Below are 24,261 nucleotides of genomic sequence, written 5' to 3'. Positions count from 1 at the left end.
TTCTAATAAAATTTGGGCTTAACTATTTATTAACAATGCAAAAATTCTTTTATTGCAGCTTCAAAATCAATTGAATAGCATGACAGAAAACGATTTGCTTTACACTTTAGCGCTGCAACATGTACATAATATTGGCGACATTACTGCAAAACGACTCATTTCACATTGTGGTTCTGCCGAAGCGGTTTTAAAGGAAACTAAAAATAATCTATTAAAAATTGATGGCATTGGTAGCGTTACTATAAGCGACTTGTTTAAAACCCATCATTTAAAAGAGGCCGAAAAGGAAATGGTTTTCATAAAGGACAACAACATAAAGGTTTCTTATTTTAAAGACAACGATTATCCTGAAAAATTAAAACACTGTATTGATAGCCCGATATTATTGTTTGAAACTGGGCAAATTGATTTAAATAACCAACACATCATAAGCATTGTAGGTACTAGAAAAATTACAACTAATGGTATTGCATTTTGTGAAGATTTAATTGAGCAATTAACACCATACAACCCGATAATAGTTTCTGGGTTTGCTTACGGAACAGATATTACGGCACATAAAGCGGCCATGAAACATAATTTACAAACGATAGCTTGTTTAGCGCACGGATTAAACCAAATTTATCCAAAAGTGCATAAAAAATACATGGTAGATATGGATAAAAACGGTGGATTTTTCTCTGATTTTTGGAGCACCGATAAATTTGATAAACAGAACTTTTTAAAACGAAATAGAATTATTGCTGGTGTAAGTGAAGCGACTATAGTTATAGAATCTGCCGAAAAAGGCGGAAGCTTGGTTACCGCAGATATTGCCAATTCCTATAACAGAGATGTGTTTGCAGTACCCGGAAGAATTACAGATAGCCAAAGCATGGGTTGTAACAATTTAATAAAACACCAGAAAGCACATATGCTTACAACACCATTAGACGTACCTTATATGTTGAATTGGGAGTTGGAAGATAATAAACAACCTGTAATACAAAAGCAATTATTTGTTGAGTTGGATGCTACCGAGAAAATTATTTATAATTATTTAAAAGATAACGAAAAACAACAGCTCGATATTATTGCTTTACACTGCAAGATGCCCATTTTTAAGGTTTCAGGAACACTTTTAAATATGGAATTGAAAGGCGTAATAAGACCGCTTCCTGGGAAATTGTTTGAGGTGATTTAAAAACTTAAATATTAATTTTTAAAACCCAGATATCTTTAAAATCGTTGAGCTTTAAGAGTTCTTTCTGTTTCTCATAAATAATATACGGGTCAGGGTCTGTTTTTAGATAAATGTAAGTCCAGGTATTTTCTGGGTTCACAAAAGATTCTGGTGTGTAACCTTTATTTTTTAAAAAAGCTGTCCAATTATTAGCATTTTGCTCTTTTGAAAAAATGTTGGTCACTAAATAATAACCTTTTTCCACAGATGGAATTGAAATAGATTGTAAATTTTTAATTTTCTCAAGATCTTCATCAACCATTTCGTTGTTACTATTATTTAAAATTAAAATAGAATTTTTGTTTTCTGTAACATCCATGTAAATTGGAGATATTTCAGTTTCAAAGGCAACAAAAAACAGGTAAAATTGGTCTGCTTTACTATTAAAGCGTATGGTAGCTTCTGATACATTATGAGAAATTAAAGAATTATTCTCATTTGGTAATTTAAATTTTAAAGCATCAAATCCGAATGTGTTTGTGCTATTCGGATTTCGTTCTTTAAAAATGGTATCATCCAGTGAAATTGTACTATTGAAGAAATTGAATTTTGGTCTTAGACTGTTAAACAAAGGGATATAAGTATTGTTTTGGTAATTGTAAAACGAACAATGATCCGATTTAAATTTTTGGTCGCCTTCCAAAGCACCAATTAATAATGATGTTTCTATGTTCCCTTCTTCTGGCGATTTAAAATCGTAGAACCGAATATCAACAGGTTTTTTAAAGACGTCAACAAAACCATTATAGGAAGTAAAATACTTTGGGGTTGAAGCATCTGTTTTATATACTACATATAGTAACCAACCACCTGCGGCACCGCCTGCCACAAAACCTTCAGTTGCTTTTATATTGGCAACCGTGTAAGTCCCATTAACCTGAGTATTATTTTTTAAAATCGAAGTTACATCGGCATAACAAACATAGGGTTTGGTATCTGGAAAAGATTCCTCGTTATTAAAATCGTCAAAAATTATTTTACCATCAATAGGATGATAGGCACCATTAGGGGTTTTGAACAAAATATTGTTTACATTCATAGAGCGATTTTCGCTGCCTTCGTAAACATATTTTTTATAGAGTTTCCCTTTCCTTTTAAAATTTACAACATCCTTCCAGCCTTTATCGTACTTGTAAATAGCGCTCCAGTATAATGCTGCGTATTCGATTTCTGCATCGTTTTCAATAATATTCAAATTAGCTTGACTGGATGAAAAGGTATTTGAATCATCATCAACATCGATATATTGTAATTCAATAAAATCGTTTATAGCGTTTTCATTAAACGGATATTTAACGTGTGTACTTAGAATATTATTTCCAATTAGTGCCGAATTACCTTTAATATAAATTTTAGTATTAGGAGCAAAGTTTGTTTGCGCAAAACCGTTTGAGAGAAATGCGAGTACAACAACTAAAAAAATATTTTTTGTGAAATTAGTATCCAACTTTCTCACGAACTCTTTTTAAAACACTTTCAGCAACTAATTTTGCTTTTTCAGCACCAACAGCGAGTGCTTTGTCAATTTCACTTAAGTTGTTCATGTAGTAATTGTAGCGTTCTCTAGATTCAGCAAAAGTTTCAACAATTAATTCAAATAACGCTTGTTTGGCATGTCCGTAACCATATCCGCCATTTTCATAATTGGCTTTCATTTCAGCAATTTGAGATGCATTAGCCAATAAGCTGTAAATCGCAAAGCAATTGCATGTTGACCATTCTTTTGGAGCCTCAAGAGGCGTGCTATCGGTTTCAATAGACATGATTTGTTTGCGTAGTTTTTTATCATCTAAAAAAATATTGATGATGTTATCTCTACTCTTACTCATTTTTTGACCATCGGTTCCAGGAATAAGTTTGGTGTTTTTTTGAACCTCAGCTTTAGGCAAAACAAAAGTCTCGCCTACTTTAGCGTGAAAACGCGAAGCCACATCGCGGGTCATTTCTATATGTTGCTCTTGGTCTTTTCCAACAGGAATTATTTCTGCATCATACAATAAAATATCGGCTGCCATAAGCATCGGATAAGTGAATAACCCAGAGTTAACATCTTCTAATCTATCTGCTTTATCTTTAAAACTATGCGCTAAGGTTAATCGCTGATACGGGAAGAAACAGCTTAAATACCAAGAAAGCTCGGTCACTTGAGGGATATCACTCTGTCTGTAAAACACCGTTTTTTCTATGTCTAAGCCAAAAGCTAACCAAGTTGCTGCCGTAGAATAGGTGTTTTCGCGTAAGGTTTTTGCGTCCTTTATTTGAGTTAACGTATGCAAATTTGCTATAAATAAATACGAATCGTTTTCAGATTTTTCGGCCATTTTAATAGCTGGCATAATAGCCCCTAAAATGTTTCCTAAGTGAGGTGTGCCTGTACTTTGTATCCCTGTTAGTATTCTTGCCATAATTTTACCCGTAAAAACAGGTATCTCTTTAAAAGTTAAACGAAAAAAGCAAAGGTAAACGATTTAATAAAATAGCTCAATACAATTATGTATTTTTGAGGCTCATGATTTTATTTAAATACATTTTTTGGTTACTTTTTCGTATTTGGTTTTATATTCTTGTAACCTTACCGATTCTAGTGCTTTTTCCAATTCTTTTAATTTCTATTTCAAAAGAATCGTGGTATCCTTTCTTTTTTAAATTGGCTAGATTTTGGGCAAAGTTTATTTTAATTGGGATGGGTTTTGTTTATAGTATTAAACGAGAGCAAATACCAGAGCAAGATAAAAGCTATATGTTTATTGCGAACCATACATCTATGGTAGATATTATGTTAATGCTGGTTTCTGTAAAAAACCCATTTGTGTTTGTTGGTAAGGCAGAATTAGCAAAAATACCGCTATTCGGGTTTTTCTATAAACGTACTTGTATTTTGGTGGACAGAAACTCTGCTAAAAGTAGGCAAGCGGTTTTTTTAAGAGCACAACGACGCTTAAAATCTGGACTAAGTATTTGCATTTTTCCTGAAGGTGGTGTACCAGAAGAACATATCATACTCGATGAATTTAAAGATGGTGCTTTTAGATTGGCTATAAATCATCAAATTCCTATTGTACCAATAACTTTTGCAGATAACAAAAAACGTTTTTCGTACACGTTTTTTAGCGGTGGTCCGGGAAAAATGCGCGTTAAAGTTCATAAATTTTTATCTACTGAAGGCTTAACTATTGAAAATACAAAAACGCTGAATGAAAATGCTAGAACTATTATTTTAAATCAGCTTCAACAATTTAACCCATAAAAAAAACTGCTCGAGGGGACGAGCAGCTTCTTTTTTGATATGAGTTTCGAGCTTAAATAAAACTCATATCTAGATCTAACCAAAAACCTAGAACTTTATAGCAAATCCGGTATAAACACCAATAAAGTATGGTGAAAAATTACCAGAAGTATTATTAAACGTATTAAATTGATATTTGAAAATAGGTTCTAAATTCAAATCGAATCGTTTAGAAACTTTATAGTTTAGACCTAACCCGAAATTCGCACTATAACTTGTTTTATTAATGTTACTAGCCTCACCAAGGTAAGTTCTAGTACCGTTTTCTTCTTGCGAATAAATTTCATTGTCATTTAAAAACAACGAACTAAAACCACCAATTACGTTTACACCAAACTTCTTATCAGAGAGTGTGTATTGAATTTCTAAAGGAATTTCAATGTATCCTAACGCTTGATTAATTGACGCATTACTCGAAGCAATAGATTCGGTGGCATTTGAACTACTTAATGTTTCAGAACTTATAAAAGAAACGTCGTCACTATTTCTATTAGCTCCAGAAACATTTTGCAATGCACTACTACTTGATCTTGAACCGGTAGATTGAAATACAATCACATCATTAGTATTATAGCCTAAGTTCACTCTATTAATACCAGAGCGTATTTTTAGTTTTTTATTTAAAGCATAACTTGCCGCTATTCCATAACTCATATTAATCTCACCAGATTTAGAATTGTTATTAAACTGTGGGTCTATAGATGAGCCTTCTCCAAGCGTATTAAAATAAACAGGCGCTGCGTTTGGTGAAACAGTCCATTTGTTTTTTTGATTATTACTTTCTTCGTCAATAATATCTTTAGTATTATTTATAGCTTCTTCGATAGATACTTTGTTGTTTTCTGAATTTTCATCGACTGTTACGTTATTTTCAATTTCAGAACTAGCATCAACAATTTTTGTATCGTCTTTTAAAGCATCATTAAGTATAGCTTCAGCTTTTTCTTTGTCAACCAAAAGTGTTTCTGTTACATTTTCAACTTTTACAGTTTCTGATAAATTCGCTACGGAAGTCTTCTCATCACCTTTATTTGGAAGACTGATTTGCTCAATTTTGTCTTCGGAAGCGTTTGCTACAGGATCAGTATTCTGATTATTCAGATTGTTTTTAAGCCTTGTTTTATCAGAAGAAACCAATTTGGATTTACTTTGATTTTTTATTGTTGAAGTATTTGTTTCTGCAACAATAGTTTCATTTGAAGCATCAATTTGATCTGTTATTAAAGGTGCTTCGGCATTTAGGTTTGAAGTCTTATTTGATTCTTCTTCTTTCGAGTTTTCTAAAACCACTTGATTGGTTTCAGAAGTATCGTTTATATTTTCATTACCCAAAATCGTGTTTTCAGGAATTGTATTTTCTGTTTCAACTATAGGATTGGTTGAGCCTTCTTCAGTATTATTAAAATAAATCCCACCAATGGTTAATAAAATAAGCAATGCAGCTGCAATACCAGCATATTGCCACCAAATAGGTACAACGCGTCGCTTTTTCTTTTTTTCATTAAGTTTAGCTTCAATATTTTTCCATACAGCATCGCTAGGTACAGCTTCAAAGTCTTTAAAGCCTTCTTGAAAAATTCTGTCTATATGTTTTTTATCACTCATTTATAATGTCTGCGAACGTTGTGTTGTTTTATAATCTTCTATAGTTTGTTTCAAAATTAATCGCGCTCTGGCTAAATTAGATTTTGAGGTTCCTATATTTATTTCTAGCATTTCTGCTATGTCTTTATGCGAATAACCATCAAGTACATAAAGGTTAAAAACCAATCGGTATCTGTCTGGTAATTCTTGAATAATTTTTAATAGATAGTCGATAGAAACGGTATCTTCTTCAACATCTAACTCAACATTCTCAGCTGTATTTTCATTAATTATATCAAAAACTTTTTCGTTTCGGTAACGCTGTAAAACGGTATTTACTGTAATGCGTTTAATCCAACCTTCAAAAGAACCTTTACTTTTATACTGTTCAATTTTATCGAAAATCGTTAAAAATGCGTCTTGCAAATTATCTTCGGCTTCGGCATAGTTTCGCGAATACTTTAAGCAAATAGCGAATAATTTACTCGAAAAGAGTTTATATAATTCACCTTGTGCTTTAGTATCATTAATTTTACAATTTTCTATGAGTTGCTTTAAACTCAATTTTTAAACATGTATTAATTAATTTTTACTCAACTACGGGAACTTCAATGGTTAAATATTGTGTTTCTCCGTTGTCATCTTCACCCTGCCAAAACTTAAAAATGTAAGAGCCATTACTTGTAACATGAAAGTTAAAAGTCGATTCAACTAAGCTCTCTTCAAGGTTTTCACAGTCATTACTATCAAAAACATAAGTTATTGGAGCAACTGTTCTTTCATTATTTTCTTTTAAATAATAAAATTCTTTAAAGGCATGGCATGTTGAAGGCCTGAAATAAGATACCGTAATGGGGTAGATTTCGCCTAATTCGAATTCTTCAGGAATGTCTACACTTTCAACAGGTAAAATTTCAAAACTATAACTTGTACCGTCGTCATCGTTTAAATCACAAGATGCACTAAAAATAACAGTTAAACAAAGAACTAATAATTTTTTCATAACAAATAATAAATTGGGGTTTCATACATGTTTGCACTATTTAGATGCAATTGATATGAAAAGGTTGCGCGACATTATAAAAAAATAAGAAGATATTTGCGATTGAAAAACTGTTTCCAATTAATTATAGACTAGAAAGGAGAGGGTAAACAGCATGACCAAGAATCTAGAAATAAAAAAATCCCGAATTAACGGGATTTTAAATTATTTTTCTGAGACAGCTTGTCTAACCTTGGCTTCGAGCTCGTCCATAAGTTCTGGATTGTCCTTTATTAAAGCTTTTACGGCATCTCTACCTTGACCCAGTTTGGTTTCGTCGTAACTAAACCATGAGCCACTTTTCTTTACAATTTCATGTTCTACAGCTAAGTCTAATATTTCACCAACTTTTGATACGCCTTCGCCATACATAATATCAAATTCAGCCATTTTAAAAGGTGGTGCAACTTTGTTTTTCACCACTTTCACTCTGGTTTTATTTCCAGCAACGTTACCGTCGGTTTCTTTAATTTGAGTTGAACGACGAATATCTAATCGAACAGAAGCATAAAATTTTAACGCATTACCACCTGTTGTCGTTTCTGGATTACCAAACATTACCCCAATTTTTTCTCGTAATTGGTTAATAAATATTACGGTACAATTGGTTTTACTTATAGAGGCGGTAAGTTTTCTTAAGGCTTGAGACATTAAACGTGCGTGAAGTCCCATTTTAGAGTCGCCCATTTCACCTTCAATTTCACTTTTAGGTGTTAATGCTGCAACAGAATCGATAACCACAATATCAATAGCACCAGAACGAATTAAATTATCGGTAATTTCTAAGGCTTGCTCACCATTATCTGGTTGAGAAATAATCAAATTATCAATATCAACACCTAGTTTTTCGGCATAAAAACGATCAAAAGCATGTTCTGCATCAATAAATGCAGCAATACCACCAGCTTTTTGAGCCTCGGCAATAGCATGTAAAGTTAAGGTGGTTTTACCAGAAGATTCTGGACCATAAATTTCTATAACTCGTCCTCGAGGGTAACCACCCACGCCTAAAGCAATATCTAAACCTAAAGAACCCGACGGAATAGCATCAACATCTACAATAGCAGAGTCGCTCATTTTCATTACGGTTCCTTTTCCGTAGGCTTTATCAAGTTTGTCTAATGTTAGTTTTAGTGCTTTTAATTTGGCTTCTTTTTCGTTGCTCATTTCTATATTTTTCTAAAAAATTGTATGCTAAAATACTATAACTTTTTTCACAATACAATATTATCGCGCAACCTTTATCAACATTTTGCATCTATATAAAAAAGAGGAAAAAATTTGCTATGAAATTTATCCTAAATGGTTTGAAATTCGACTAACTCGAACTAATTATTAGCACTTTAGTAAAGCTAAAGTGCTTTTTTTGTGGATTTTATTGTCCTATCTTCTTAAAAGTGTATTTTTGCACCTTATAAAATATTCTTTAATCTTAAAATTAGTATAGCATGCAACTGTACAATAAATTAAGTGCAAAAGAAAGAGCAGAATTAATCGAGAAAGCTGGCAAAGATCGATTAACTCTTTCTTTTTACCAGTACGCCAAAATTACCAATCCACAAGAATTTAGAGATCAACTTTTTATAGTTTGGGATAAACTAGATGTTTTAGGGCGTATTTATGTGGCCAAAGAGGGTATAAATGGGCAGTTATCACTTCCTGCAGACCGATTTAACGAGTTTAAAGCACACCTTGATACCATTAGCTTTTTAAAAGGCATTCGATTAAACATTGCCGTAGAGCAGGATAACATGTCGTTTTTAAAATTGAAAGTTAAAGTGCGACACAAGATTGTTGCCGATGGATTAAACGATGATACTTTTGATGTGACTAATAAAGGTATTCATGTAGATGCGGATAAGTTTAATGAACTTATTGAAGATGAAAAAACGGTATTGGTTGATATGCGTAACCATTACGAAAGTGAAATCGGGCATTTTAAGAATGCGGTAACCCCCGATGTTGATACGTTTAGAGAATCTCTTGATATTATTGAAGAAGATTTAAAAGACCATAAAGAAGATAAAAATCTAGTAATGTATTGCACTGGCGGTATTCGTTGCGAAAAAGCGAGCGCTTATTTTAAGCATAAAGGATTTAAAAATGTGTTTCAGCTAGAAGGCGGAATTATTGAATACACAAGACAGGTAAATGAAAACAATCTAGACAATAAATTTATAGGGAAGAATTTCGTTTTTGATGAACGTAGAGCCGAAAAAATTAGCGATGATGTTATTGCACAATGTCATCAATGTGGCGAACCTTTTGATGTGCATACCAATTGTGCTAATGATGCTTGTCATTTGTTATTTATTCAATGTGATGCATGTAAAGAAAAAATGAATAATTGCTGTTCAACAAACTGTAAAGAAATACACGCTTTACCATTTGAGGAGCAGAAAGCCTTAAGAAAAGGGCAATCCAATAGTAACGACATCTTTAAAAAAGGGCGTGCAGACTATTTACCTTATAAAAAAGACTTGAGGAATATTTTTGAAAACTTGAAAGTCGACAAAAAATAAGTAAAGGTTATGCAGAAGATAGAGTTAATGGCGCCTGCAGGAAATTTTGAATCACTTCAAGCCGCTTTAGATAATGGTGCCGATTCCGTTTATTTTGGTGTTGAACAATTAAACATGCGCGCGAGAGCATCAATAAATTTTACGTTAGATGACTTACAAGAGATTTCGAACCGATGTAAAGCAAAAAATGTCCGAACGTATTTAACCTTAAATACCATTATCTACGATCATGATTTATCAATAGTAAAAACCTTAATAAATAAGGCCAAAGAGGCTAATATTACAGCGGTTATAGCCATGGATCAGGCTGTAATCGCATCGGCCAGAGAGGTTGGTATGGAAGTCCATATTTCAACGCAAATAAACGTTACCAACATTGAAACGGTTAAGTTTTATGCCATGTTTGCAGACACGATGGTACTAAGCCGTGAACTTAGTTTGCGTCAAGTAAAAAAGATAACCGAACAAATAGAAAAGGAACAAATAAAAGGTCCTTCAGGACGTTTGGTTGAAATTGAAATATTCGGTCATGGCGCCCTTTGTATGGCAGTTTCTGGCAAGTGTTATATGAGTTTACATTCCCAAAATTCTTCAGCAAACAGAGGTGCTTGTAAGCAAAATTGCAGAAAAAAATACACGGTTATCGATCAAGAAACTGGTTTTGAAATGGAGCTAGATAATGAGTATATCATGTCTCCAAAAGATTTATGTACTATCGATTTTTTAGATGAAGTTGTAGATGCAGGAATAAAAGTATTAAAAATTGAAGGTCGCGGAAGAGCTCCTGAATATGTGGCTAAGGTTATAAAATGCTATCGTGAAGCTATTGATAGTTTAGAGAAAGGTACCTATAGCAAAGAAGAGGTTGTTACTTGGATGCAAACCTTAGAAACGGTTTACAATCGGGGGTTTTGGAGTGGTTATTATTTAGGACAGAAACTAGGAGAGTGGAGTAAAGGCTCAGGATCTCATGCCACACAAAAGAAAGTGTATATAGGTAAAGGCACACACTATTTTCCTAAAGCTCATGTAGGTGAATTTAAAATTGAAGCCTATAATATTAATGTTGGAGATACCGTTCTTATTACAGGGCCAACTACAGGAGCAAAAGAATTTGTTATAGAAGAATTTTTAGTGAACGATAAAAAACTAACTGAAGGCTTAAAAGGCGATTTAGTAACCATAAAACTACCTTTTAGAATTCGTCAGTCCGATAAACTCTATAAAATCGTTGAAAATAAAGTAGAAGCTTAATGGTAGTTATTACATTGCAACGAAATAAGTGTATTGGCTGTAACTACTGCGTGGAGTTGGCACCAAGTCAGTTTCAAATGTCTAAAAAAGACGGTAAAACTGTATTGTTGCATGCCTCAGAAAAAAAAGGTTTTTACACATTAAAATCTAACGATCATTTAATTTTTGAAGCTTGCGATAATGCAGCAAAAGCTTGTCCTGTTAAAATTATTTCGGTAAAAGATGTTTAAAACTAAAACAAAAGACAGGTAACCTAGTCATTGCGCAATGCTATATTTTTGCCAATTATTTTGATACCTTAGTAAAATCATTTATGAACATATACAAACTTTTACAACTCAATCGAAAGATAAAAAACCACAGGATTAAATTTCTAGGGTTATATCTTTTGCACATATTAAACAGGCGTTATTTAGCGGTTAATTTAGACCCAGTTTTGGCTTGTAATCTGCGTTGTAAAATGTGTTATTTTACAGATGAAGAGTATGTAAAAAAATTAAAAGGTCAGTTTAACGAAGAAGAAATTGATCGCGTAGCTAAAACCATTTTTAACCGCGCATTAAAACTTCAAGTCGGTTGTGGTACAGAGCCAACCCTTTATAAAAAACTACCAGAATTAATTGCATTAGGTAAAAAGTATAATGTGCCATATATCTCCCTGACTACAAATGCAAATTTACTAACCGAAGAAAAAATAGAAGCCCTTTTAAAAGCAGGTTTAAATGAGTTTACCATTTCGCTTCATGGAGTAACCAAAGAAAGTTACGAGAATTTCATGGGAAAAGCAGATTACGAAAAGTTTCATGCCGCTTTCAATGCATTCAAAAAGCTAAAACAATTTTATAATTTTAAAGTTCGAATTAACTATACATTCAATAAAGATAATTTTCACGAATTAGAAGAATTTTTTAATCATTTTGATGGCAAAAGCTTCGATATCCTCCAAATACGTCCTATTCAAAAAATTGGTAATACGGAGTATAATGATTTTGATATTTCTAGTTTAGAAGAAGATTATACTAGAATCATAAAAGTAATTACAGCTAATTGTAAAACTAATAATATTACGTTGTTAGCACCAAATTCAATATCTAAATTAAGTAACAATAACGAAGCCAGTTTTATATTCGATTACACATTTTGCTATGTGTCGCCAACAAGTTTCTGGAAAGAAGGCTTTAATTGGAAAGAAGAGAGTTTTAACGAATTTAGCAAAAAAATAGGATGGAGTAAACTCCTGTTTTCTAATATCTTTAAGTCTAAAAAGCAGCTAAAAACAACCTCAAATAAGCTTAATTATGAAGTTGAGTTTAATTAAAAAATGCTTTGCTTTATAGTCTCTTAGAATAATCTTATATTTACGTCCAAGAACCAGATTTTTAAGAAAATTCATTTCAAAAATCATTTCTTAAATTTTCATTATCAAGTCTTTACGGTAAAGGCAAGATTCAAAATAATTATGAACCATCTTCCGATAGATTTTTAATTCTAATCGGAATCAATATATAAAAATATGGCTTGCGCAAGTTGCTCAACTAAAGACGGCTCACCTAAAGGCTGCAAAAATAATGGTACTTGTGGTACAGATAGTTGCAATAAGTTAACCGTTTTTGATTGGTTAGCAAACATGTCTCTTCCAAATGGCGAAAAACCATTTAATTGGGTTGAGGTTCGTTATAAAAACGGTAGAAAAGAGTACTACCACAACACAGAGAATTTAACTTTAAGTATTGGCGATATTGTGGCAACACAAGCTAAAGCGGGTCATGATATTGGAATGGTAACCCTTACTGGGGAATTGGTGCGCGTACAAATGAAGCGTAAAAACATTCCAGAAAATGTTGAAGAAGCCTTAAAAATTTACCGAAAAGCAAGTCAGAAAGATATCGATATTTGGTCAGCAGCACGCGATAAAGAAGAGCCTATGAAGGTTCGAGCACGTCAGTTTGCAATCGATTTGAAACTTCAAATGAAAATTTCTGATATCGAATTTCAAGGTGATGCTAGTAAAGCTACGTTTTATTATACGGCCGAAGAGCGCGTAGACTTTCGTGAATTAATTAAAGTTTTTGCTCGAGAATTTAGAACACGTATTGAAATGAAACAAGTTGGGTTTCGTCAAGAAGCTGCAAGACTTGGTGGTATTGGTTCTTGTGGTCGAGAATTATGTTGTTCTACATGGTTAACAGATTTTAGGTCGGTAAGCACATCGGCTGCTCGTTATCAGCAATTATCACTAAATCCTCAAAAACTAGCAGGACAATGTGGTAAACTAAAATGTTGTTTAAATTACGAGTTAGACACGTATTTAGATGCCCTGAAAGACTTTCCAAAAACAGACACCAAACTTTACACAGAAAAAGGAACTGCGGTTTGCCAAAAAACAGATATTTTTAAAGGACATATGTGGTATGCCTATGAAGGTGAATGGATGAATTGGCACAAAATTACTACCGAGCAGGCCAATGAAATTATTGAATTAAATAAACAAAAGAAAAAAGTAGCTAGCCTCGAAGAATACGCGTCAGATGTGGTGGAAGACACTAAAACCGAATTTGAAAACGTTGTAGGTCAAGATAGTTTAACACGTTTTGATGGTCCAAAAGGCAATAAAAAACGTAGAAATAATAGAAGGAAAGGTAATCAAGGGAGAAAGAAAACAGGTCCAAAAGACCAGGCGCCATCCAATAATAAGCCTAACCAACAAAAACCTAGAAAAAACAATAAAAGAAAACCACAAAACAGTAAAAATGCTGCAAAATAGATTCTTGTTATTTTTATTAATGTTTTCTTTTATCGTGGTGTCATGCGATTCTAACAGTGTTTATGATAATTATAAATCTGTTCCTAATGCGTGGCATAAAGATTCTATAGTAAGTTTCAAAATAAATCCACCAGACTCAACTAAGGCGTATAATCTTTTTGTTAATCTTAGAAATACCAATGCCTATAAATACAACAACTTATTTTTAATTGTTGAAATGGTATTTCCGCACGGAAAAACAATAAAAGACACTTTAGAATATAAAATGGCAGAACCTAGTGGCAAGCTTTTAGGCGAAGGTTACATGGATATTAAAGAAAATAAACTGTGGTACAAGGAAAAGGTTGTTTTTTCAGAAGCAGGAGAATATATTGTTAACATACAGCATGCCATGAGAGAAAACGGTAAGGTAAATGGGGTAGTAGAGCTAGAAGGAGTAACAGATGTTGGCTTTAGAATTGAAAATCCTATCACAAAATAAAACTTGTCACACCGAGAGAAATCGAAGTGTTTTTTAATTAGAACGACATGGCAAAAACAAAAAAAGAGACAAAAGGAGTACAAGATTTTTCAAAATACATCCGTTGGTTTTGGATGGTATTTATAGGGGGCATATTAGCTGTTCTATTAATATTTTTATTAGCTTCTTGGGGCGCGTTTGGTGAAATGCCAGACCATACGCAATTAGAGAACCCTAGAACTAATTTAGCTACTGAAATTATTTCTTCAGACGGTCAAACTTTAGGTAAATTTTATTTTAATGATAACAGAACACCGGTAAGCTATAGCGAATTACCTCAAAACCTAATTGATGCATTAATAGCTACTGAAGATGCACGTTTTCATGAGCATTCGGGAATCGATGGCAGAGGGACTTTAAGAGCATTTATAACTTTAGGAAGCGGTGGTGGAGCCAGTACGATCTCTCAGCAATTGGCTAAACAGTTATTTCATGGTGAAGGGTCAACAAACATTGTAAAACGTGTACTTCAAAAAGCTAAGGAGTGGATTATCGCTATTCGTCTAGAACGTCAATACACCAAAGAAGAAATTATAGCGCAGTATTTCAACATTTATGATTTTGGTAATAATGCCGATGGTATTCGTAGTGCATCCAGAATCTATTTCAATAAAGAACCTAAACAGTTAGATTTAAAAGAATCTGCAATGTTAGTAGGGATGTTTAAAAACTCATCTTTATATAACCCTAGAAGAAACCCTGTTGGTGTAAAAAATAGACGAAATGTAGTATTATATCAGCTGGAAAAATACGGATACATTTCAGAAAAAGTTAAAGATTCGTTGCAACAAACGGAGTTAGATTTAGATTATTCACCAGAATCGCACCGCGAAGGTATTGCAACTTATTTTAGAGGTTATTTAGATGGATTCATGAAAGATTGGATTAAGAATAACCCAAAACCTGACGGAACCAAATGGAATTTATATAACGATGGTTTAAAAATTTATACCACGATAGATTCCCGAATGCAAAAGCATGCTGAAGATGCGGTTCAACAACATATGCCAAGGTTACAAGCAGAATTCTTTGTTCAAAACACACCAAAAAGAAACCCAACAGCTCCTTTTTTAGATTTAGAGCTAGAAGAAATTGATGCATTGCTTAATAGAGGAATGAAACAATCTGAACGTTGGAGAAAAATGAAATACGATTTAAAAAAATCGAATAAGGAAATCATAGAATCTTTTCAAAAGCCAACAAAAATGAGTGTTTTTACTTGGAAAGATGGTAAAGCTTCAGAGGTAGATACGCTTATGAAACCAATTGATTCTATGCGTTATTATAAGTCATTTTTAAGAACAGGGATGATGTCTATGAATCCACAAACCGGTCATGTAAAAGCTTGGGTTGGCGGTATAAATTATAGGCATTTTCAATATGATATGGTGAAACAAGGTAAGCGGCAAATTGGTTCAACATTTAAACCATTTGTATATACAGCTGCAATAGATCAATTGCACTATTCGCCATGCGATGAATTTCCAGATGTACCGTATTGTATCGAAGCCAATAAATATGGAAACCCAGAAGAGTGGTGTCCTAAAAATTCTGGACACAATTACGGTGGAACCAGAACTTTAAAAAATGCCTTGGCAAATTCTGTAAACACGGTAACAGCGCAATTAATTGATAAAGTAGGCCCTCAAACCGTTGTTAATTTAGCTAATAAATTGGGTATAGAATCTGAAATGCTTCCGGTGCCATCAATTGCACTTGGAACGCCAGATATTAGCGTATACGAAATGGTAGGTGCTTATTCAGCATTTGCAAATCAAGGAGTTTATACAAAACCTGTTATGGTAACTAGCATTGAAGATAAAAACGGAACCATTTTATATCAATTCAAACCTGAAACGCGTGATGTTTTGAGTGAAGAAACTGCCTATGTGGCGGTTAAGCTAATGGAAGGCGTAACGCAGGTTGGTTCTGGAGCTAGATTAAGACACAGTTGGGCTAAAAATGTAACCGAATATAAAGAGGTGATCACAGGATATCCATACGAACTTACAAATCCTATAGCAGGAAAAACAGGAACTACACAAAACCAAAGTGATGGTTGGTTTATGGGCATGGTACCCAATTTAGTTACAGGAGTTTGGGTAGGAGCTGAAGATCGAGCAGCACATTTTAAAACCATTACTTATGGTCAAGGAGCTGCGATGGCGTTACCTATATGGGGTATTTATATGAAAAATTGTTATGCTGATGAGGATTTAAATATCTCCAAAGAAGAATTTCAAGCACCAGAAAATTTAACGATAAATGTAGATTGTGCGAACCATAATTCAGATACAACTGAAGAAGATTCAGATGAAGAAACACCTGAAGATTTAGACTTCGGATAAAATATTTAAGAATTCATTAAATTGATTAAAACCGTTCTGAAAAGAGCGGTTTTTTATTTATCAGAAATTTAGACTTATCATTCAATTATTCGTAAATTTATACAGTAAAAACTGAATAATAATGATTAATAAGAAAGTAGCCAACGTTCAAGAAGCTTTAAATGGAGTTTCCAACAACATGACTTTTATGTTTGGGGGTTTCGGCCTTAGCGGAATTCCTGAAAATGCAATAGCTGAATTAGTAAAATTAGGGGTAAGCGGTTTAACTTGTATCTCTAACAACGCTGGGGTAGACGATTTCGGATTGGGACTATTGCTTCAAAAAAAGCAAATCAAAAAAATGATTTCATCTTACGTTGGGGAAAATGAAGAGTTTGAACGCCAAATGCTTTCAGGTGAATTGGATGTCGAGTTAATACCACAAGGCACCTTGGCAGAACGCTGTAGGGCTGCCCAATCTGGGTTTCCAGCAATATATACACCTGCCGGGTATGGCACTGAAGTAGCTGAAGGTAAAGAAACACGAGAGTTTGATGGGAAAATGTATGTTTTAGAACATGCGTTTAAAGCAGATTTCGCATTTGTAAAAGCTTGGAAAGGTGATGCGGCAGGTAATCTAATTTTTAAAGGAACGGCAAGAAATTTCAATCCTAATATGTGTGGGGCTGCAAAAATAACGGTAGCTGAGGTTGAAGAATTGGTTCCACTAGGTACTTTGGACCCTAATCAAATTCATATTCCAGGAATATTTGTTCAACGTATTTTTCAGGGTGAAGTATATGAAAAGCGCATTGAGCAACGAACTGTGAGACCAAAAATAAGTTAAAAGTTCAACTTTATATCAATAAAAATGTTAGACAAAAACGGTATAGCTAAACGAATAGCAAAAGAAGTACAAGATGGGTATTATGTAAATCTAGGCATTGGCATCCCTACATTGGTAGCTAATTATGTTAGAGAAGATATTGAGGTTGAATTTCAAAGTGAAAACGGCGTATTAGGTATGGGCCCATTTCCTTTTGAAGGGGAAGAAGATGCTGATGTTATTAATGCTGGTAAACAGACGATAACGACTTTACCTGGAGCCAGTTTTTTTGATTCGGCAATGAGTTTTTCTATGATACGTGGAAAGCATGTTGACCTCACTATTTTAGGTGCTATGGAAGTTGCAGAAAACGGAGATATAGCGAATTGGAAAATACCTGGTAAAATGGTTAAAGGTATGGGTGGTGCTATGGATTTGGTGGCCAGTGCCGAAAATATAATAGTAGCAATGATGCACACCAATAAGCGCGGTGAATCTAAATTACTTAAAAAGTGCACACTGCCATTAACTGGTGTAGGCTGTGTAAAACGCATAGTCACCAATTTAGCAGTTGTTGAAGTTACAAACAATGGTTTCAAACTTTTGGAACGCGCACCAGGTGTTTCTGTGGATGAAATAAAAAAGGCTACGGCAGGAAATTTAATTGTTGAAGGAGATATTCCAGAGATGCAAGTTTAAGTTCAAAAAGCACATTTATCGAAAGAAAAATCTACAAAATGTTAAATAATTATGCATTTTGTCGATTTTATATGTTTTTAAACGAACAAATTGAAAATGTGTGTTATATTAGCAGTCCCCAAAGAAACCAAATAATTATAGATTGCCCCAAATCTACCTTAATCTTAACAACCTATGAATATTGCAACAAATCTACCTGAACTACCTACTGATAACGAAAGCAAATTCAAAGAAACTTTAAAAGAAAATTTAAAATTCTTGAAGAGCTTGGTTTATCTTACAAAGAAGTTATTCATGCTATAATCCTTTGGGAATAGCATGAATTAATTTTTTTGTATACTCTTTTTCCGGATCGCTATAAATAATATCGGCGTCTCCTAATTCTTCTATTTTACCTTGATTCATAACAAGTAATTGGTCAGACATATATTTTACTACTGCCAAGTCGTGTGAAATGAAGATATAGGTAAATCCAAAATCAATTTTCAGTGTATTAAGCAAGTTTAATACTTGAGCTTGAACTGAAATATCTAGAGCAGAAACCGATTCATCACAAACTATCAATTTAGGTTGCAACGCAATAGTTCTTGCAATGCCTATACGTTGACGCTGTCCTCCAGAAAACTCATGCGGGTATCGGTTATAATAGTCTTCAGATAATCCTACCTTATTCAATATTTCAATAACTTGAGCTTTTCTTTCAACATCAGAATTGAAAAGGTTATGAACTTTCATGGGTTCCAAAATCGCTTCACCAACAGGTATTCTAGGATTTAGTGACGAATAAGGGTCTTGAAAAATAATCTGAATCTCCTTTCTAAGCACTCTCGTTTCTTTTTTTGAAAGTTTAGTTATATCTGTACCTTTATATAAAATAGAACCTGTAGTGGCTTTATCTAATTGTAAAATCGCATTTCCTAGGGTCGATTTCCCGCAACCGGATTCTCCAACTAAACCTAATGTTTCGCCTTCGTACAATTTAAAACTCACATTATTTACAGCTTTAAAATGTTGAGGTTTTGTAAACCAACCTGACTTTGTAAGGTATTCTTTTTCAACATTAATAACTTCCAACAAAGGCGGTTTGCTGTACAGTTTTTTATGATGTTTTTGACGTTCTGCAGGAGTTATAATTTCATCTGAAATACTATCATTTAAAAAATCTTGAATGGTTGGTAAAATTTTTAATCGTGTTTTTAATGTTGGTCGAGAATTTATTAAAGCCTTAGTATAGTTGTGCTCTGGGTTCTTAAAAATCGTTTCTACTTCACCTTGTTCTACAATTTCGCCTTTATACATAACAAGAACACGATGTGCAATTTCTGAAATTAGGGCCAAATCGTGTGTTATGAAAATAATACTCATTTTTGTTTGGGCTTGCAGGTCTTTTAGAAGGGTTATAATATCTTTTTGCACAGTAACATCTAAAGCCGTGGTGGGTTCATCTGCAATTAAAATATCTGGTTTACAAGCAATGGCCATGGCAATCATAACCCGTTGTTTTTGTCCACCTGAAATTTCATGAGGATAGGCATTAAAAACACGTTCTGGTTGTGGTAGTTTTACTTTTTCGAATAGCGTTAATGTTTCTTCCTTAACTTGTTTTTTTGATAAATTTGAATGTTGCAACAATATTTCTTCAACTTGATCCCCACAAGCCATCGACGGATTGAGTGAACTCATAGGCTCCTGAAAAATCATGGCAATTTTAAGACCTCTAATTTTTTGAAATGCTTTTGAATTTAATTGTGTTAAATCGTCTCCGTTATAAAGAATAGAGCCATTCGTTATTTTAGAAATCTTTTTGGGTAATAAACCCAAAATGGCTAAAGATGAAACCGATTTCCCAGAACCAGACTCTCCAACTATTCCTAAAATTTCGTTTTTATTTAAGTGATAAGAGATATTATGAATGACTTCATTAATTCCAAAAGCTATGTTGAGATTATTGACTTTTAAAATTGAATTCATTCTTTATAACAGGTTAATTTAGAGGTTCAAATATACTAAATAGAAACGTGCTTTTTCATGTAAGACTAATACTAAGTGTAAGCGTTTTCTTCAAGTCTATTATGGCAAACCCGTAAAATGTATAACTATCTAAGAATCAATAAAAAATTATTTAACTATTAAAATATTTTCAATTAAATTCAACACTCATATTTAATATTTAACCAACCTGTTTTCATGAAAAAGAACATTTTCACTCTCCTTGTATTGTTAAGTTTTACGTTTGTATTTTCACAACAAAATTTATCACCAAAAAGAATCTCAATTTCAAACCCTTCTCAAACAGTTATCAAAAAAATTAAACAAGCAGGTATAGATTTAACCTGTGGACCGAGATTTATCGAGAATAATTTAGAGCTAGAACTAGGTTCTGTTGAATTACAGGAATTGCGAAAAAGTGGTGTTCAATACACAGTATTAATTGATGATTTAACGACCTATTACAGCCAAAGAAATGCTATAGAGTTGCCTAAAGCAAAATCGACTTTAAGCAGTCTTAAAACCCAAACAAAACAAAAAGGAAAGACAGGCAATTATCAAAAGAGTTTAAGTTTACAGAACGTGTTAGTTGGTAATCCGACGCAGCACGATGAATGTAGTGAAATTAATTGGCCTGTACCTTCAAATTTTCAATTGGGAAGTATGGGAGGCTGTTTAACAGTCAGCGAAACTTTGGCACAGTTAGATTTGATGCGCAGCTTATATCCAAATTTAATATCTGTAAAATCTGACGCTTCTCCAACCGGACAAACAACTCATGGTAACTCAACGGGAGGAACCACTTGGTCTGGACAAACAGTTTATTATGTTAGGATTTCAGATAATCCTGATATTGATGAAAGCTCGGAGCCTGAAACCTTAATTACAGGTATGACCCATGCCAGAGAAGTAAATAGTCTTATGAATGTGATGTACTTTATGTGGTATATTTTAGAAAATTATAATAGCGATCCGTTTATAAAGAATGTTGTAGATAATCAAGAACTTTATTTTATACCAATTGTGAATCCTGACGGTTTACTTTGGAACGAAGTCATCGCACCAGGAGGTGGAGGTTTACAACGTAAAAACTTGAGACCCGGCGTTGCTGATAATGGAACTACTGCTACCTCCAACAACGTAAGAGGTGTTGATTTAAATAGAAACTTCAATTATTATTGGGGATGGGATAATTCTGGATCGTCTCCAACAACTAGCAGTAACACATACAGAGGACCCTCTGCAGGTTCGGAGCCAGAAACTCAAATTCTTCAAGATTTTGTGTTGAATCACGATATTAAAGTGGCTGTTAACCATCATGGTGGATTAAACTCCATAGTTACCTCTTCGTATAACGGTAGTGTTTCTGCCACAGATTCTGGAAGAGAAGACGAATATGCTAAAATTTGTCATGATTTAACCCAGTACAATCGTTATATATACGGTTCTGCCCCTAATACACTTTATGAGGCAAATGGTGATGCTAATGACTGGATGCTTGGTGGACCATCAGTTTCCTCTGGAGGCCAAACAAATGCTGGTTCTGGTAAAGATGTTTTAGCGTTTGCCCCTGAAAATGGAGATGATTTTTGGCCTACTCCTTCCTTAATTACTCCAATTGCAGTAAGAGCTATGAGAATGAATTTCCTTTCAGTTTTATACTCTGGAAAATTCGCTAAACTTCATGATTTAAATTCGAGTGCCATCACATCAACTTCTGGAAATCTTTCTTTTGGGGTGGAATATTTAGGCAAAACCTATGATGATATCACCTTAACTGTTACGCCGGTTTCTTCAAACATCACTTCAATAACATCACCAACCGTACAATCGGGTTGGACTAAACTTGAACAAAGAAACTTGAGTATTCCATACACCTTAGATGCGGGAATTCAACCAAATGATGAAATTGAATTTCAAGTGACTTTAAGTAATAATGATTTTGTGCTTTATCAAGCAAACTATATTAAATACTATCAATCGAGTTTACTTTTTGAGGACAATCCTGATGTTACTGGAACATCAAATTGGGCCACTTCAGGTAGTTGGGGTGTCACAACCGATGCTTATTCTGGTTCTAGCGCTATAACAGATTCGCCATCGGGAGCATATAGCAACAATTTAAGTAGTACGATTACATTAAATACAGCATTAGATTTTTCGGGTACATCGCAAGCTTTGATTCAATTTTATGCGAAGTGGGATTTAGAGAGAAATTATGATCTCGTGCAGTTAGAAGCTAGTACTAACGGCGGAAGTACTTGGGATGCATTATGTGGAAATTACAATAAGCCAACTTCTACCTCTACTACCAATTATCATTTAAATAAAAATACAACAGCGTTTAGAACACATCAATCAACTAATGGTGACATTGTTTATGATGGTGACACCATGGATAAATGGGTGATGGAAGAAATTTATATTAATCCTTCTGAAAACAGTTTCCTATTTGGGCAAAGTAATGTGCAGTTCCGATTTAGATTAAAAACGGATGCTTCTAACAGAGAAGATGATTTAACCACAACTTTTGATGGATTCACTTTTGATGACTTTAAAGTTATTAGTATTCAAACACCTTGTGCATTATCAGTACCTGTAAATGTAAATAGCAGCAATATATCCACTACAGAAGCGACTATTTCTTGGGATAATATTCCTTCTGCAACTTACGATTTAAGATACCGTATTATTGGTGATACAAACTGGACAGATGTTTTAGGGTTAACAGCACCAACATCAACTCTTACAGGGCTTGCAACGCTAACCGATTATGAAGTTCAAGTACGATCAAATTGTGGAACAAGTAGTTCTGCTTATTCAGCTTCAATTAATTTTACAACCCTAGATGTTCAAGTAAATTATTGTAGTTCAGCAAGTACTAATGTTAATGATGAGTATATAAGTAGAGTACAACTTAACACCATTGATAATAGTTCTGCAGGTCAGTTTTATTCAGATTTCACAGGAATTCAAACGACCTTAACTAAAAGCTCACAATATGCAATAACTATTACGCCAACCTGGACAGGTTCAGTATATACTGAGGCTTATTCCGTTTGGATTGACTTTAACAAAGATGGAGATTTTGATGATTCAGGTGAACAAGTGTTTTCACAAGCTCCTACAAATGCAACATCAGTTACTGGAAATTTTACAGTGCCAACTTCAGCAGTAGAGAATTCTACTAGAATGAGAGTATCTATGCAATACAATGCAATCCCAACGTCTTGTCAAACTTTTCAGTACGGTGAGGTTGAAGATTATACAGTTGTAATCGAAGCTGCGGGTCCTGATACAACAGCACCTGTTATTACTTTGAATGGAGGAACCAATGTTGATGTGAATCAAGGCGCTACTTATACTGATTTGGGGGCAACAGCCTTGGATAATGTTGATGGTGATATTTCTGCAAACATTATTGTAGGAGGAGATACCGTTGACACCAATGTTATTGGAAGCTATGTGGTGACTTATAACGTAAATGATGCAGCAGGTAATTCAGCCACAGAGGTTACAAGAACAGTAAATGTTGTGGTGCCTTCGAGCGGATGTTCAGGTGGGATTGATACATTTCCTTATGCCGAAGGATTTGAAGGTTCAATTGGATTATGGTCACAGGCTTCAGGTGATGATTTAGATTGGTTGGTAATCTCAAATAATACTCCTTCTAACAATACAGGGCCATCTGCCGCAAATGAGGGAAGCAGTTACATCTATGTTGAAGCGTCAGGGAATAATACAGGATACCCGAGTAAGAGAGCGATTATAAATTCACCTTGCTTTGATCTATCAAGTGCTAGTGCAGCTAGTTTCAGTTTTCAATACCACATGTTTGGGGTTGCTGATATGGGAAGTATTGATTTAGAAATAAGTGTTGATGATGGAGCTTCATGGGTAAGTCTTTGGAGCCAAACTGTGAATCAAGGAGATTTATGGTTATTAGTTAATATTGATTTGAATAGTTATGTTGGACAGAGTGTGCAATTAAGATTTAATAGGTTAACCGGAGATACTTGGAGGGCAGATGTTGCTATTGATGACGTTAATCTAACAACTGTTGAAGATGACACCACAGCACCAGTAATTACCATAAACGGAGCTTCGACTATCGATTTAAATGTCGGCGCTATTTACACCGAACAAGGTGCCACGGCCACCGATGATTTAGATGGCGATATTACGGCCAGTATTGTTATAGCAGGCGATGTTGTAGATACCAACAC

At 34.0% G+C, this 24,261-nt stretch carries 19 protein-coding genes; 12 read left to right on the top strand and 7 right to left on the bottom strand.

The features are described from left to right. The first annotated feature begins 79 nt into the window (after positions 1-79). Positions 80-1,183 (top strand): DNA-processing protein DprA, encoded by a 1,104-nt coding sequence (gene dprA / locus BUA46_RS06655; RefSeq protein ID WP_019388053.1) that lies wholly within the window; start codon positions 80-82, stop codon positions 1,181-1,183. A 4-nt stretch (positions 1,184-1,187) separates the two neighbouring features. Here dprA and BUA46_RS06650 read toward each other — a convergent pair whose 3' ends face one another. Together BUA46_RS06650 and trpS are read right to left on the bottom strand one after the other, a co-directional pair. Further along, positions 1,188-2,678 carry a hypothetical protein gene (locus tag BUA46_RS06650; protein ID WP_237714669.1) on the bottom strand — a complete coding sequence of 497 codons (1,491 nt, stop codon included), beginning with the start codon at positions 2,676-2,678 and terminating at the stop codon, positions 1,188-1,190. Continuing rightward, positions 2,659-3,627, bottom strand: a complete 969-nt coding sequence (gene trpS / locus BUA46_RS06645) for a tryptophan--tRNA ligase (RefSeq protein WP_019388055.1) — start codon at positions 3,625-3,627, stop codon at positions 2,659-2,661. The genes BUA46_RS06650 and trpS overlap by 20 nt, the downstream gene beginning before the upstream one ends. 104 nt (positions 3,628-3,731) lie before the next feature. On the opposite strand from trpS, the gene BUA46_RS06640 reads away from it, so the two are divergent. Continuing rightward, a complete protein-coding gene (locus tag BUA46_RS06640) occupies positions 3,732-4,469 on the top strand; it encodes a lysophospholipid acyltransferase family protein (RefSeq protein WP_019388056.1) in 738 nt (245 codons plus the stop codon). A gap of 87 nt (positions 4,470-4,556) precedes the next feature. Here BUA46_RS06640 and BUA46_RS06635 read toward each other — a convergent pair whose 3' ends face one another. From BUA46_RS06635 to recA, 4 genes are all read right to left on the bottom strand, one after another. Then, a complete protein-coding gene (locus BUA46_RS06635) occupies positions 4,557-6,113 on the bottom strand; it encodes an outer membrane beta-barrel protein (protein ID WP_019388057.1) in 1,557 nt (518 codons plus the stop codon). Continuing rightward, the gene (locus BUA46_RS06630) at positions 6,114-6,656 is read right to left on the bottom strand and encodes an RNA polymerase sigma factor (protein WP_019388058.1); all 543 of its coding nucleotides are present in this window, start codon (positions 6,654-6,656) and stop codon (positions 6,114-6,116) included. Positions 6,657-6,681: 25 nt separating this feature from the next. Next, positions 6,682-7,095: a hypothetical protein gene (locus BUA46_RS06625; protein WP_019388059.1), complete on the bottom strand. Its 414-nt coding sequence runs from the start codon at positions 7,093-7,095 to the stop codon at positions 6,682-6,684. A 204-nt stretch (positions 7,096-7,299) separates the two neighbouring features. Further along, a complete protein-coding gene (gene recA / locus BUA46_RS06620; RefSeq protein ID WP_019388060.1) occupies positions 7,300-8,301 on the bottom strand; it encodes a recombinase RecA in 1,002 nt (333 codons plus the stop codon). Positions 8,302-8,582: 281 nt separating this feature from the next. Between recA and trhO the strand changes: the two genes are divergently transcribed. The 9 genes from trhO (at position 8,583) to BUA46_RS06575 (ending at position 18,046) form a co-directional block, all read left to right on the top strand. Then, on the top strand, positions 8,583-9,656 hold the full coding sequence (trhO, locus tag BUA46_RS06615) for an oxygen-dependent tRNA uridine(34) hydroxylase TrhO (RefSeq protein WP_019388061.1): 1,074 nt from the start codon (positions 8,583-8,585) through the stop codon (positions 9,654-9,656). Positions 9,657-9,665: 9 nt separating this feature from the next. Further along, positions 9,666-10,910, top strand: coding sequence for a peptidase U32 family protein (locus tag BUA46_RS06610; RefSeq protein ID WP_019388062.1), 1,245 nt, complete (start codon positions 9,666-9,668; stop codon positions 10,908-10,910). Continuing rightward, the gene (locus BUA46_RS06605) at positions 10,910-11,140 is read left to right on the top strand and encodes a ferredoxin (RefSeq protein WP_019388063.1); all 231 of its coding nucleotides are present in this window, start codon (positions 10,910-10,912) and stop codon (positions 11,138-11,140) included. Before BUA46_RS06610 ends, BUA46_RS06605 begins: the two co-directional genes overlap by 1 nt. A gap of 83 nt (positions 11,141-11,223) precedes the next feature. Then, the gene (locus BUA46_RS06600; RefSeq protein WP_026010082.1) at positions 11,224-12,228 is read left to right on the top strand and encodes a radical SAM protein; all 1,005 of its coding nucleotides are present in this window, start codon (positions 11,224-11,226) and stop codon (positions 12,226-12,228) included. Between the two features lie 195 nt (positions 12,229-12,423). Then, positions 12,424-13,674 (top strand): PSP1 domain-containing protein, encoded by a 1,251-nt coding sequence (locus BUA46_RS06595; protein WP_026010083.1) that lies wholly within the window; start codon positions 12,424-12,426, stop codon positions 13,672-13,674. After that, positions 13,661-14,155 (top strand): gliding motility lipoprotein GldH, encoded by a 495-nt coding sequence (locus tag BUA46_RS06590; RefSeq protein WP_026010084.1) that lies wholly within the window; start codon positions 13,661-13,663, stop codon positions 14,153-14,155. The genes BUA46_RS06595 and BUA46_RS06590 overlap by 14 nt, the downstream gene beginning before the upstream one ends. 47 nt (positions 14,156-14,202) lie before the next feature. Then, entirely contained in the window at positions 14,203-16,542 is a 2,340-nt protein-coding gene (locus BUA46_RS06585; protein WP_019388068.1) for a penicillin-binding protein 1A, read from the top strand. Between the two features lie 121 nt (positions 16,543-16,663). Continuing rightward, positions 16,664-17,368, top strand: coding sequence for a CoA transferase subunit A (locus tag BUA46_RS06580; RefSeq protein WP_019388069.1), 705 nt, complete (start codon positions 16,664-16,666; stop codon positions 17,366-17,368). A gap of 24 nt (positions 17,369-17,392) precedes the next feature. After that, positions 17,393-18,046, top strand: coding sequence for a CoA transferase subunit B (locus BUA46_RS06575; RefSeq protein WP_019388070.1), 654 nt, complete (start codon positions 17,393-17,395; stop codon positions 18,044-18,046). A gap of 297 nt (positions 18,047-18,343) precedes the next feature. On the opposite strand, the gene BUA46_RS06570 is transcribed toward BUA46_RS06575, so the two are convergent. After that, positions 18,344-20,017: an ABC transporter ATP-binding protein gene (locus BUA46_RS06570; RefSeq protein WP_019388072.1), complete on the bottom strand. Its 1,674-nt coding sequence runs from the start codon at positions 20,015-20,017 to the stop codon at positions 18,344-18,346. A gap of 216 nt (positions 20,018-20,233) precedes the next feature. Between BUA46_RS06570 and BUA46_RS06565 the strand changes: the two genes are divergently transcribed. Continuing rightward, positions 20,234-24,261 (top strand): M14 family zinc carboxypeptidase (locus BUA46_RS06565; protein WP_143148095.1); only part of this gene is annotated, 4,028 nt, incomplete at its 3' end.

The sequence above is a fragment of the Algibacter luteus genome (genome assembly GCF_900141715.1).
Taxonomy (GTDB): domain Bacteria; phylum Bacteroidota; class Bacteroidia; order Flavobacteriales; family Flavobacteriaceae; genus Arenitalea; species Arenitalea lutea.
The sequence above is the reverse complement of the archived record's forward strand: the minus strand, read 5'-3'. Positions and strand labels throughout refer to the sequence as shown.

Coding starts and splice junctions, on each gene's coding strand:
- dprA (WP_019388053.1), top strand. CDS start 80: ATGACAGAAAACGATTTGCTTTACACTTTAGCGCTGCAACATGTACAT.
- trhO (WP_019388061.1), top strand. CDS start 8,583: ATGCAACTGTACAATAAATTAAGTGCAAAAGAAAGAGCAGAATTAATC.
- BUA46_RS06590 (WP_026010084.1), top strand. CDS start 13,661: ATGCTGCAAAATAGATTCTTGTTATTTTTATTAATGTTTTCTTTTATC.
- BUA46_RS06570 (WP_019388072.1), bottom strand. CDS start 20,017: ATGAATTCAATTTTAAAAGTCAATAATCTCAACATAGCTTTTGGAATT.
- BUA46_RS06600 (WP_026010082.1), top strand. CDS start 11,224: ATGAACATATACAAACTTTTACAACTCAATCGAAAGATAAAAAACCAC.
- BUA46_RS06585 (WP_019388068.1), top strand. CDS start 14,203: ATGGCAAAAACAAAAAAAGAGACAAAAGGAGTACAAGATTTTTCAAAA.
- BUA46_RS06625 (WP_019388059.1), bottom strand. CDS start 7,095: ATGAAAAAATTATTAGTTCTTTGTTTAACTGTTATTTTTAGTGCATCT.
- recA (WP_019388060.1), bottom strand. CDS start 8,301: ATGAGCAACGAAAAAGAAGCCAAATTAAAAGCACTAAAACTAACATTA.
- BUA46_RS06605 (WP_019388063.1), top strand. CDS start 10,910: ATGGTAGTTATTACATTGCAACGAAATAAGTGTATTGGCTGTAACTAC.
- BUA46_RS06595 (WP_026010083.1), top strand. CDS start 12,424: ATGGCTTGCGCAAGTTGCTCAACTAAAGACGGCTCACCTAAAGGCTGC.
- BUA46_RS06575 (WP_019388070.1), top strand. CDS start 17,393: ATGTTAGACAAAAACGGTATAGCTAAACGAATAGCAAAAGAAGTACAA.
- BUA46_RS06635 (WP_019388057.1), bottom strand. CDS start 6,113: ATGAGTGATAAAAAACATATAGACAGAATTTTTCAAGAAGGCTTTAAA.
- BUA46_RS06580 (WP_019388069.1), top strand. CDS start 16,664: ATGATTAATAAGAAAGTAGCCAACGTTCAAGAAGCTTTAAATGGAGTT.
- trpS (WP_019388055.1), bottom strand. CDS start 3,627: ATGGCAAGAATACTAACAGGGATACAAAGTACAGGCACACCTCACTTA.
- BUA46_RS06640 (WP_019388056.1), top strand. CDS start 3,732: ATGATTTTATTTAAATACATTTTTTGGTTACTTTTTCGTATTTGGTTT.
- BUA46_RS06610 (WP_019388062.1), top strand. CDS start 9,666: ATGCAGAAGATAGAGTTAATGGCGCCTGCAGGAAATTTTGAATCACTT.